The sequence below is a fragment of the Cellulomonas sp. KRMCY2 genome, from assembly GCF_000526515.1.
Lineage (GTDB): Bacteria > Actinomycetota > Actinomycetes > Actinomycetales > Cellulomonadaceae > Actinotalea.
In genome coordinates this window covers 184,684-196,569 of the sequence record NZ_JAGF01000001.1, presented here as the reverse complement: position 1 = coordinate 196,569, position 11,886 = coordinate 184,684, and the positions used below count along the sequence as shown (strand labels likewise).

Genomic DNA, 11,886 nt, shown 5'->3' with positions numbered 1-11,886 from the left:
GCTCGGCGGTGGGGCCGCGGATTCCGGCCCGACTAGGCTCGGGATGTGCTCGATGCTGCCCGGACCGTGACCGTCGACCGGATCAACGCGCGCGTCGACGCGCACCTCGACGAGCTCGTGGCGCTGCGCCGGGACCTGCACGCCCACCCCGAGGTCGCCCGCACCGAACGTCGCACGACCGATGTCGTGGCGGCCCGGCTCAGAGCCGCCGGGCTCACCCCCCGGCTGCTGCCCGGAACCGGGCTGGTCTGCGACCTGGGCCCTCGCCCGGTCGCGACAGGTCGGCGTCGGGTCGCCCTGCGGGCCGACCTCGACGCCCTGCCGATCGCCGACGCGTGCGGCGAACCCTGGCACTCGACGGTCGCCGGCGTCTCGCACGCGTGCGGTCACGACGTGCACGCCACGGTGGTGCTCGGCGCCGGTCTCGTCCTCGCGGAGCTCGCCGAGGCCGGGCTGCTGTCCACCGGCGTCCGGCTGATCTTCCAGGCCGCCGAGGAGATCCAGCCCGGTGGCGCGCTCGACGCGGTCGACGCGGGGGCGATGGACGGTGTCGGGCTGATCTTCGCCGTGCACTGCGACCCGAAGCTCGACGTCGGCCGGATCGGCTCCCGGATCGGCCCGATCACCTCGGCCTCCGACCCGGTCACGGTGACGCTGACGGCGTCCGGCGGCCACACCTCGCGGCCGCACCTGACCGGCGACGTCGTCTTCGCGCTCGGCCAGGTGATCACGCAGGTGCCGGCGGTGCTCGGTCGCCGGCTCGACCCGCGCTCGGGGGTCAACCTGACCTGGGGCCAGGTGCACGCCGGGACCGCCAACAACGCCATACCGTCCACCGGGACGGTCCGCGGGACGCTGCGCTGCCTCGACGTGCGCGCCTGGGAGGAGGCCGCGACAGTCCTGCGGGAGGCGGTCGAGCACGTCGTCGCGCCGTACCGCGTCGAGGTCGAGGTCATCCAGCACCGCGGGGTGCCGCCGGTGGAGAACGACGCCGGGGCGACCCGGTTGATCGACATCGCCGGACGCGAGGTCCTGGGTCCCGATGCCGTGGTCCTGACCGAGCAGTCCCTCGGTGGCGAGGACTTCGGCTGGCTGCTCACCCGGGCGCCCGGGGCGATGGTCCGTCTGGGCACCCGGACCCCGGGCGGCCGCACGCACGACATCCACCAGGGTGGCTTCACCATCGACGAGCGTGCGATCGGCGCCGGGGCCCGGTTGCTGGCGCGTGTCGCGGTGCTCGCGGGCCTGCCGGACGCTCAGACCAACATTCCGGTTGGGTAACAACCCCCGATCCGTACCGGCCGGTAACACGTGGGTGACCTGAGCGCCGATAGTGTGCGAGGTACAGCAGCCGACCAGGTGCGGCCTGCTCCCCGCCGGCGCCATCGTCGACGCGAGGGAGACGGTCCTGCGTCTGGGATGGCACGGCGTCGAGAAGACAACTACAGGAGTACGACGTGAAGAGACTGACTCGAGCAGCGGTGCTTGCCACCGCGACGATCCTCGCACTGACAGCATGTTCGGCCGCTCCGGAGGAGACCCCCGAAGAGACGACCGAAGCACCTGCGGGCGAGGAGACGACCGCCCCTGCGGAAGAGGTCGTCGACTACACCGCATGCATGGTCTCCGATGAGGGCGGCTTCGACGACGCCTCGTTCAACCAGTCCGGCTACGAGGGCCTTCAGCGGGCCGAGACCGAGCTGGGCATCACGATGAAGACCGCCGAGTCCGCTGACCCGGGCCAGTACGTCGGCAACGTCGACTCGATGGTCCAGGAGGGCTGCGACCTCATCATCGGTGTCGGCTTCGCCCTCGAGGACGCTGTCCAGGCCGCCGCAGAGGCGAACCCGGACATCAACTTCGCCCTGGTCGACAGCGCGTTCTCGGCCGCCGACTTCAGCCCGGTGACCCTGCCGAACGCCAAGCCGCTGCTCTTCAACACCCAGGAGGCCGCCTTCCTCGCCGGCTACCTGGCTGCCGGCACCACCAAGACCGGGACCGTCGCGACCTACGGCGGCATGCCGTTCCCGTCGGTCACGATCTTCATGGACGGCTTCTTCGACGGTGTCCAGAAGTACAACGAGGACAACGGCACCGCGGTGGCCGTCCTCGGCTGGGACAAGGCAGCGCAGAACGGCTCGATGATCGGTAACTTCTCCGACACCGAGGCCGGCCGTACCACGACCGAGCAGTTCATCGCCTCCGGTGCGGACGTCATCCTGCCCGTCGCCGGCCCGGTCGGTGCGGGTTCGCTCAACGCGGCCTCCCAGGCCGAGGGCGTCTCGGTCATCTGGGTCGACTCCGACGGCTACCTGCAGGCGTCGAACGAGCAGTACAAGAGCCTGCTGCTCACCTCGGTGATCAAGCAGATCGGCACCTCGGTGTTCGACACCGTCTCCGCCGCGGTCGAGGGCAGCTACACCTCCGACCCGTACGTCGGCACGCTGGAGAACGGTGGCGTCGACCTGGCGCCGCTGCACGACTTCGAGGCCACCGCGGCCCCGGAGCTCGTTGCCATGATCGACACCCTGCGCGAGCAGATCATCTCGGGTGAGCTCGTCGTCGAGTCGCCGTCGGCCACCCCGACGGAGTGATCGACCAGCTCGACGTATGAAGGTGCGGTGGCCCGGGGCGTCACGACGTCCCGGGCCACCGGCCTGTCGGTCCGCGCCCGGCCCCGAGCCACCGCGGGATCACTAGTGTCGGTTCCAGCACCACCAGCGACAGGGTCGGCGCACGCGACGACGTGGAAGGCAACGAGGCCATGAAGCTCGAACTGCGGGGGATCACCAAGCGTTTCGGACCGCTGGTGGCCAACGACTCCATCGATCTGACGTTCGACGAGGGCGAGATCCACGCCTTGCTCGGCGAGAACGGTGCAGGCAAGTCCACCTTGATGAACGTCCTGTACGGGCTCTACGACCCCGATGCGGGCGAGATCCTCGTCGACGACGTGCCGGTGCGATTCGTCGGCCCCGGTGACGCCATGGCCGCGGGCATCGGCATGGTGCACCAGCACTTCATGCTCGTCCCGGTCTTCACGGTGGCCGAGAACGTCGTCATGGGCCACGAGCCGACGACCGGCTTCGGCGGGCTGATCGACCTGGCCAAGGCCCGTCGCCTGGTCCGCGAGATCTCCGACCGGTTCGGCTTCGACGTCGACCCGGACGCCCTGATCGAGGACCTCCCGGTCGGCGTCCAGCAGCGGGTCGAGATCATCAAGGCCCTGAGCCGTGACGCCAAGGTGCTCATCCTCGACGAGCCCACCGCGGTGCTCACCCCCCAGGAGACCGACGAGCTGATCGGCATCATGCGCCAGCTCAAGGACGCGGGGACCTCCATCGTCTTCATCACCCACAAGCTGCGCGAGGTCCGCGCCGTCGCCGACCGGATCACGGTGATCCGCCGCGGCAAGGTCGTCGGGACCGCGAAGCCGCAGGACAGCGAGGCCGACCTCGCCTCCCTCATGGTCGGACGCACGGTGGACCTCGGCGTCGACAAGGACCCTGCCCAGCCGGGCGACGCGACCTTCCAGGTGACCGACCTGACGGTCATCGAGCCGAACGGCGCACGGGTCGTCGACGGCATCTCGTTCGACGTGCACCGCGGCGAGATCCTGGCGATCGCCGGCGTGCAGGGCAACGGGCAGTCCCAGCTGGTCGAGACGATCCTCGGGTTGCGGCGCGCGACCGGCGGCTCGATCATGCTCGACGGGCACGAGCTGCTGGGCAGCAGCGTCGACGGCGTGCTCCGGGCCGGCGTCGGCTTCGTGCCGGAGGACCGCAGCACCGACGGCCTGATCTCCTCGTTCTCGGTCGCCGAGAACCTCATCCTGGACATGCACGGCCAGCCGCCGTTCGCCCGGGCGGGCTCGCTCAGCCCGGCGCGCGTCGCGACCAACGCCGTTCAGCGCTCGGAGGAGTTCGACGTCCGGCTGACCTCGGTGCAGGACCCGGTCAGCACCCTGTCGGGCGGCAACCAGCAGAAGGTCGTGCTGGCACGGGAGATGTCCCGTCCGTTGCGGCTGCTCGTCGCCTCCCAGCCGACGCGTGGGCTCGACGTCGGCTCGATCGAGTTCGTGCACAAGCGGATCGTCGCGGAGCGAGACATCGGCACCCCGGTGGTGATCGTCTCGACCGAGCTCGACGAGGTGCTCGCGCTCGCCGACCGGATCGCTGTGATGTACCGCGGCAAGATCATCGGTGTGGTGCCGGGCGGCACCGCACGCGACGTGCTCGGCCTGATGATGGCCGGCGCACCGCCGGAGACCGCGCAACGCACCGCAGCAGAGCACCAGACCGTGATGGGCGCCGCCGACCGTGACGCGGCCTCGCCGACAGTGCAGGAGGAGACACCGTGAGCGCGACCGACACGCTCGTCGCACCGTCGGCGACGCCACCACCGGAGACGACGGAGCGGCGCAGCCTGCTGCACCAGGGCCTCGACGCCTCCTGGCTGACGATCGTCCTCGCGGTGATCATGGCGCTGCTGCTCTCGTCGATCTTGATCGCCGCGGCGAACGCCGAGGTCCAGTCCTCGGCCTCGTACCTGTTCGCCCGGCCGGGGGACTTCTTCGGCGCGGCGTGGGACTCGATCTACTCGGCGTACTCGTCGCTGTTCCGTGGCGCCGTGTTCGACTACCAGGCGTCCGGCGTCCGGCGGATCCGGCCGATCACCGAGACGATGACGGCCTCCGTGCCGCTGATCTTCGCCGGTCTCGGCCTCGCCGTCGGCTTCCGCTCAGGGCTGTTCAACATCGGCGCCCAGGGCCAGGTGCTCGTCGGGGCGGCGGCTGCCACCTGGGTCGGCATCACCGTCACACTGCCCGCCGGGCTGCACATGGTCCTCGCGATGCTCGCGGCCCTGCTGGTCGGCGGTCTGTGGGCCGGTATCGCCGGCTTCCTCAAGGCCAGGACCGGCGCCAACGAGGTGATCGTGACGATCATGCTCAACTCGATCTCGTTCTACCTGGTCTCCTACCTGCTCACCACGAGCCTGCTCGCCCAGGGTGGCAGCCGGCCGATCTCCCCGGCGGTCGCCTCGACCGCGGCCTTCCCGCTGCTGCTCGGGCCGAGCTTCCGGCTGCACCTCGGCTTCGTCATCGCGCTGCTCGCCGCAGTGGCCGTGTGGTGGCTGATGGAGCGATCCGTGCTCGGCTTCCAGTTCCGGGCGGTCGGCGCCAACCAGCGCGCCGCACGCACCGCGGGCATCCGGGTGAACCTCGTGTTCGTCCTGGTCATGCTCACCGCCGGTGGGCTGGCCGGGCTCGGCGGCGCTGCGCAGATCCTCGGCACGGACAAGACGCTGCAGGCAGGCAGTGCCGGGTCGATCGGCTTCGACGCCATCACTGTCGCGCTGCTCGGACGGTCCAAGCCGCTCGGGACGGTGCTCGCAGCCCTGCTGTTCGGCGCGCTGCGCGCCGGCTCGCCCCTGATGCAGACCTCGGCGAACACCCCGATCGACATCGTGCTCGTGATCCAGGCCTCGATCGTGCTGCTCATCGCGGCACCCGTCCTGGTCCGTGAGCTCTCGGTGGTCCACCGGGTCGCCCAGCTCTTCGGCTACTCGATGAAGGAGGCCCGCGCATGAGCACGCAGACCACGCTCTCGCCGTCGGATGCGGTCGAGCAGGCCTCGGGCCCGGGTGTCCAGGCGAAGATCGTCTGGCGAGGGCCGATCATCTACCTGGCGCTCGGCATCATCTCGCTGGTCTTCTTCGCGCTGCTCACGCCGGCGCAGGACACGACCCGGTTCATCGTGGCCGCCTCCCGGGACTTCGTGACGATCGCGCCGTTCGGTGTGCCGTCGCGGACCACCGCTCTGCTGGTCTCCCTGGTCGCGCTCGGGCTGGCCGTCTGGGCCACCTGGCTCACGGCGCATCGCCGCAAGATCCCGACCTGGGTGACGATCGCCTTCGGCGGGCTCGTGCTGCTGGCCTTCCTCGTGTGGGTGATGGCGGGCAACGTCAACGCACTGCCCTTGACCGTCCTGCTGACCGGTGCGCTCGCGCTCTCCGTCCCGCTGATCTTCGGTTCGCTGGCGGGGCTGCTCTGCGAGCGCTCCGGCATCATCAACATCGCGATCGAGGGCCAGCTCCTCGCCGGCGCGTTCCTCGCCGTCGTCGTCGCGAGCGTGACCGGGTCGCCGTACGCCGGGATGATCGCCGCGCCGCTCGCCGGGGCGCTCGTCGGCCTGCTCCTGGTGATGTTCGCGGTCCGCTACCGGATCGACCAGATCATCGTGGGCGTGGTGCTCAACGTGCTGGTGATCGGCCTGACGAACTACCTGTTCTCGACGATCCTCACGCAGAACCCGCAGACCCTGAACTCCCCGCCACGGCTGCCCACCCTGCCGATCCCGGTGCTCTCGCAGATCCCCGTGATCGGCCCGGTGCTGTTCAACCACTCCCTGGTCATCTACCTGATGTACGTCGTGGTGGCCGTGCTCCAGGTGATGGTCTTCCGCAGTCGGTGGGGCTTGCGGATGCGCGCCGTCGGTGAGCACCCCAAGGCCGCCGACACCGTCGGTATCAAGGTCAACCGCACCCGGGTGCGCAACACCGTGCTGGGCGGCGCGGTCGCCGGTCTCGGTGGTGCGGCACTCGTGGCCGCGGGTCTCGCCTTCACCAAGGAGCTCACCTCGGGCAAGGGCTACATCGCCCTCGCCGCGATGATCCTCGGTCGGTGGAGCCCCAAGGGTGCGCTGGCCGCGGCGCTGCTGTTCGGGTTCGCGGACTCGTTGCGCCAGGTGCTCAACAACCTGGGCTCCCCGGTGCCGAGCCAGTTCCTGGCGATGCTGCCGTACCTGGCGACGATCTTCGCGGTGGCCGGGCTCGTCGGACGCGTTCGCGCCCCGGCGTCCGAGGGCATCCCGTACGTCAAGTGAGGGGGCCAGCCATGGGTCGGGAGCAGGACGTCGCCCCGGAGATCCCCTGGGCGGCCCTGCAGGCTGCGGCCCGCGAGGTCATGGCCAAGGCGTACGCGCCGTACTCGGTGTTCCCGGTCGGTGCGGCCGCCCTGGTCGACGACGGTCGCATCGTGGTGGGCTGCAACGTCGAGAACGCGTCCTACGGCGTGGGGCTGTGCGCGGAGTGCGGCCTGGTCAGCGCCCTGCACGCCTCCGGCGGCGGCCGGCTGGTCGCCTTCACGTGCGTCGACGGGCACGGCAACGTCCTGATGCCCTGCGGGCGGTGTCGCCAGCTGCTGTGGGAGCACGGCGGCGCCGCGCTGCTCGTCGAGACCGTCAGCGGCATCAGGTCCATGAGCGAGGTCCTGCCGGACGCCTTCGGCCCGGACGACCTCGTCGAACGAGCGTGACACGAGCATGAGGGGCATCCGATGAGTGCAGGGTCCGAGGCGTTCGACGCCGTCGACGTCATCCGCGCCAAGCGGGACGGCCGTCGCCTGACCGACGGTCAGGTGGACTGGGTCATCGACGCCTACACCCGGGGCGTCGTCGCGGACGAGCAGATGTCGGCCCTGGCGATGGCCATCCTGCTCAACGGGATGGACCGGGCCGAGATCGCCCGGTGGACGGTGGCGATGATCGCGTCCGGCGAGCGGCTGGACTTCTCCGGGCTGTCGCGCCCCACCGCGGACAAGCACTCCACCGGAGGGGTCGGCGACAAGATCACGTTGCCGCTCGCACCCCTGGTCGCCGCGTGCGGCGTCGCGGTGCCGCAGCTCTCCGGGCGCGGTCTGGGTCACACCGGCGGCACCCTGGACAAGCTCGAGTCGATCCCGGGCTGGCGGGCGGCCCTGAGCAACGAGGAGATGATGCGCCAGCTCGAGGATGTCGGCGCCGTGATCTGCCAGGCGGGTTCCGGTCTCGCCCCCGCAGACCGCAAGCTCTACGCCCTGCGGGACGTCACCGGGACGGTCGAGGCGATCCCGCTGATCGCCTCGTCGATCATGAGCAAGAAGATCGCCGAGGGCACCGGGACGCTCGTCCTGGACGTCAAGGTGGGCAGCGGTGCGTTCATGAAGGACGCCGTACGCGCCGCCGAGCTGGCCCGCACGATGGTGGAGCTCGGCACGGACGCAGGGGTGCGCACCGTCGCACTGCTCACCGACATGTCGACACCGCTCGGCCTGACCGCAGGCAACGCCCTGGAGGTCCGGGAGTCCCTCGAGGTGCTTGCCGGGGGCGGACCGGCCGATGTCGTCGAGCTCACGCTCGCGCTCGCCCGGGAGATGCTCGCGGGCGCCGGACGGGGCGACGTCGACCCCGCTGACGCACTCGCCGACGGCCGGGCGATGGACGTGTGGCGGCGCATGATCGCTGCCCAGGGCGGCGACCCGGACGCCCCGCTGCCGGTCGCCCGGGAGTCCGAGCACGTGCTCGCCCCCGCGGACGGCGTGCTCGTGCGGCTCGATGCCATGGCCGTCGGGGTCGCTGCGTGGCGGCTGGGCGCAGGTCGGGCCCGCAAGGAAGATGTCGTGCAGGCCGGGGCCGGGGTCGAGCTGCACGCCAAGCCCGGTGCCCTGGTGCGCGCGGGCGAGCCTCTGATGACCTTGTTCACCGACACCCCTGAGCGCTTCGGGCGGGCGCGCGAGGCGCTCGCCGACGCCTTCGCGATCGCGCCGGAGGGCTCGCGCCCGCCCGAGCAGGCACTGGTGATCGACCGCATCACCGCCGGCTGAGTGCCATGGGACGCCAGCTGACCACGATCCTGCGGCGGGCCGGATTCGGGTCGACCAGGGTCGCAGGCCCGCGCACGGCGGAGGTCCAGGGGGGTCTCGCGTCGGCGACCGCGGCCAGGGCGCGGTCGTTGATGCCGGTCGCGGCCGGCCGGCGCTACGACGCGGTGCTCGCCGCGGCCGACGGCCCGGACGCGGTTGCGGCCTTCGAGCGGACCCTGGCCGCCACGTGGTCCCTCGACGCGGTCACCGAGATGGCAGGCGTCTGGGCCGGGCTGAGCGGTCCGGTCCGGGCCGCCGTCGTCGACCCCGTCCGGCGGCTGGCCACGGCCGGTCGACAGACCGACCGTACGACCTGTGGCTCGGCCGTGCTCGCCATGCTGAACGCGGCCGGTGACCCGGCGCTCGCGCTCTGGCTCGCCACCGGCACGGTCCTGGACGTGGCCCGGCCGACCGAGCTCGCCGCCGCACCGCCGGACCGCCTCGCCGAGCTGGCCGACGCGCCGGTCGAGCACCGGTTCGCCCGGCTCCAGCAGGTGCTCAAGCGACGCAGCAACGCCGGTGGGCTGCTGGGCCTGCCGTGGCCCGCCGCCTTCGGCACGCCGCCGTGGGGTGCGGCCCGGACGGCCCGCTACGCCGGCCTGTACTTCCGGCACGAGATGCTCGACGACACCGACGAGGCGCACCTGTCGGGCGTCCTGGTCGAGGTGGCAGCGGCAGTCGACCGCGGCGTGCCCGTGCCGCTGTACAGCGGCGGGGACACCTCCCGCGGGTGGTCGACAGCTGTCCCGCGGCACCTCGTGCTGGTCATGGGCCGGACGACCGACGGTCTGACCATCTGGGAGCCGGGGTCCGGACGGATCGCGGACGTGCCGGTCGCCGTCCTGGTGGCCGGTGGCGTCCCGGTGCCCGCGCTCGGACACTGGCACCACCTGACGTGGGCCGTGCTGCCGGAGCTCTGACCCGCGGGGGACTGGCGCGCGGCCCGGCAGGGTTACACGATGGAGGCACAGGTCCGGTCCGTCGTCAGCGGCGGACGGCGCACGGTGGGCCCCGTTGGAGAGGTGGCTGCGATGAGCACGATCCCCGGTGACAGCTCGTGGGCCGACGCGGGTCTCGTCCCGCCCGACGACGCCGAGCTCCCGGCGCCGAGCCGCTCGACCACGCCGGTCGACCCCGAGCACGTTCCCGCGGCGCCCCGGCCCGACCTGCGCGACGAGGCCGACGAGCCGGACGTCGTCGAGCAGGCGATCGACGTGCCGCCGGACGAGGCGGACGAGTACCCCGAGGGCTGACCCGGCGCGACCTCAGGGTGGCCGGGTTGCCGAGTCGCCGGGCTGTCGGGCGGACGGGCGCGCCGACGCAGCGGGCGGCCACTAGCGTGGTGCCATGACCAGTACCACTGACTCCCTGACGGCCGAGGCGATCGCCGCTCTGCCCAAGGTCGTGCTGCACGACCACCTCGACGGTGGCCCGCGGCCGGCGACGATCATCGAGCTGGCCGAGGCGTCCGGCCACGCGCTGCCCACCCAGGACGTCGAGGAGCTCGGCGACTGGTTCGTCGCGGCGGCGGACTCCGGGTCGCTCGAGCGCTACCTGGAGACGTTCGACCACACGATCGCGGTCATGCAGACCGCCGACAACCTGAGCCGGGTCGCCCGTGAGTCGGTGCTCGACCTCGCGGCCGACGGCGTGGTGTACGCCGAGCAGCGCTACGCCCCCGAGCAGCACCTCGGCGGTGGACTGAGCCTTCAGGACGTCGTCGACGCGGTCCAGGACGGTCTGGCCCAGGGCGTCGTCGAGGCCGCCGAGAACGGCCGGAGCATCCGGGTCGGTCAGATCGTCACGGCGATGCGGCACGCGAACCGCGGGCAGGAGATCGCCGAGCTGGCGCTGGCCAACCGCGAGCGCGGGGTCGTGGGCTTCGACATCGCGGGTGCGGAGGCCGGGAACCTGCCGTCGCGGCACAAGCGGGCCTTCCGGACCCTGCGCCAGGCGCACTTCCCGGTGACGGTGCACGCCGGGGAGGCTGCGGGCCTCGAGTCGATCGCCGAGGCGCTGCACGTCGGTGGCGCCCTGCGACTGGGTCACGGCGTGCGGATCGTCGACGACATCGGGTTCGGCGGGCCGGTCGACGGCGACCCGCTCGGCATCGACGAGGCCGTGCTGGGCTACCTGGCGCACTGGGTGCGCGACCAGCAGGTCCCGCTCGAGCTGTGCCCGTCCTCCAACGTCCAGACGGGGGTCGCGACGTCGGTGGCCCACCACCCGATCACCGCGCTGGCCCGGCTGGGCTTCGCGGTCACGGTCAACACCGACAACCGGCTGATGTCGGGCACCTCGATGAGCCGCGAGATGCAGCTGCTGGTCGACGAGGCGGGCTGGACGCTCGCCGATCTGCGTGACGCGGCGCTGACCGCGGCCTGGAACGGCTTCATCCACCATGACGAACGGCAGGCCCTCGTCGACGAGGTGATCCTGCCGGGCTACACCGAGCGGACGAACGGACGGCACCGAGCATGAGCAGCACCCCGACCCCGACACCCCCAGCCGACCTCGATCGCGCTGCGGTCGCCCAGATGGTCGACCACACCCTGCTCAAGCCCGAGGCCACCCACGCCGACGTCGAGGCGCTCGTCGCCGAGGCCCGGCGGCTGGGCGTGTACTCGATCTGCGTCTCCCCGTCGATGCTCCCGGTCGACGCCGCCCCGGTGCTCGTCGCGACCGTCTGCGGCTTCCCGTCCGGCAAGCACCACAGCGAGGTCAAGGCGGCCGAGGCCGCGAGGTCGGTCGTCGACGGTGCGGACGAGGTCGACATGGTGATCGACATCGGCTCGGCCAAGGCCGGCCGGTGGGAGGCCGTGCAGCGGGACATCGCCACCGTGCGGGCTGCGGTCCCGGCGCCGAAGGTCCTCAAGGTCATCATCGAGTCCGCTGCGCTGACCGACGAGGAGGTCGTCGCCGCGTGCCGCGCGGCCGAGGCGGCGGGCGCCGACTTCGTCAAGACCTCGACCGGCTTCCACCCGGCCGGTGGGGCGACGGTGCACGCCGTCGCGCTGATGGCCGCGACGGTCGGCGGGCGCCTGGGTGTCAAGGCCTCCGGTGGCATCCGGACAGGTGCCGCCGCCAGGGCCCTGATCGAGGCGGGCGCGACCAGGCTCGGCCTGTCCGGGACGGCCGCGGTGCTCGACGGTCTCGCCGGCTCGGGCGGGCCCGACGACACCCCTGCGGCCGCAGGCTACTGAGGA

11 protein-coding genes are annotated in these 11,886 nt (G+C 71.8%); all 11 read left to right on the top strand.

The features are described from left to right. The first annotated feature begins 45 nt into the window (after positions 1-45). The 11 genes from K415_RS0101005 to deoC all read left to right on the top strand — a co-directional run bounded on the left by K415_RS0101005 (position 46) and on the right by deoC (position 11,883). Positions 46-1,281 carry an amidohydrolase gene (locus K415_RS0101005; protein ID WP_024285262.1) on the top strand — a complete coding sequence of 412 codons (1,236 nt, stop codon included), beginning with the start codon at positions 46-48 and terminating at the stop codon, positions 1,279-1,281. Positions 1,282-1,457: 176 nt separating this feature from the next. Continuing rightward, entirely contained in the window at positions 1,458-2,594 is a 1,137-nt protein-coding gene (locus K415_RS0101000) for a BMP family protein (protein ID WP_024285261.1), read from the top strand. Positions 2,595-2,764: 170 nt separating this feature from the next. After that, a complete protein-coding gene (locus tag K415_RS0100995; RefSeq protein ID WP_024285260.1) occupies positions 2,765-4,360 on the top strand; it encodes an ABC transporter ATP-binding protein in 1,596 nt (531 codons plus the stop codon). Beyond that, the gene (locus K415_RS0100990) at positions 4,357-5,589 is read left to right on the top strand and encodes an ABC transporter permease (protein WP_024285259.1); all 1,233 of its coding nucleotides are present in this window, start codon (positions 4,357-4,359) and stop codon (positions 5,587-5,589) included. Before K415_RS0100995 ends, K415_RS0100990 begins: the two co-directional genes overlap by 4 nt. Continuing rightward, positions 5,586-6,884, top strand: coding sequence for an ABC transporter permease (locus K415_RS0100985; RefSeq protein WP_024285258.1), 1,299 nt, complete (start codon positions 5,586-5,588; stop codon positions 6,882-6,884). The genes K415_RS0100990 and K415_RS0100985 overlap by 4 nt, the downstream gene beginning before the upstream one ends. 11 nt (positions 6,885-6,895) lie before the next feature. Then, positions 6,896-7,315, top strand: coding sequence for a cytidine deaminase (locus tag K415_RS0100980; RefSeq protein ID WP_024285257.1), 420 nt, complete (start codon positions 6,896-6,898; stop codon positions 7,313-7,315). Positions 7,316-7,336: 21 nt separating this feature from the next. Then, positions 7,337-8,641, top strand: coding sequence for a thymidine phosphorylase (locus K415_RS0100975; protein ID WP_024285256.1), 1,305 nt, complete (start codon positions 7,337-7,339; stop codon positions 8,639-8,641). Between the two features lie 5 nt (positions 8,642-8,646). Beyond that, positions 8,647-9,600: a hypothetical protein gene (locus K415_RS0100970; RefSeq protein ID WP_024285255.1), complete on the top strand. Its 954-nt coding sequence runs from the start codon at positions 8,647-8,649 to the stop codon at positions 9,598-9,600. Positions 9,601-9,711: 111 nt separating this feature from the next. After that, positions 9,712-9,933: a hypothetical protein gene (locus K415_RS0100965; protein ID WP_024285254.1), complete on the top strand. Its 222-nt coding sequence runs from the start codon at positions 9,712-9,714 to the stop codon at positions 9,931-9,933. A 94-nt stretch (positions 9,934-10,027) separates the two neighbouring features. Further along, on the top strand, positions 10,028-11,161 hold the full coding sequence (locus K415_RS0100960; protein ID WP_024285253.1) for an adenosine deaminase: 1,134 nt from the start codon (positions 10,028-10,030) through the stop codon (positions 11,159-11,161). Continuing rightward, positions 11,158-11,883: a deoxyribose-phosphate aldolase gene (gene deoC / locus K415_RS0100955; protein WP_024285252.1), complete on the top strand. Its 726-nt coding sequence runs from the start codon at positions 11,158-11,160 to the stop codon at positions 11,881-11,883. Before K415_RS0100960 ends, deoC begins: the two co-directional genes overlap by 4 nt. Positions 11,884-11,886 lie beyond the last annotated feature (3 nt).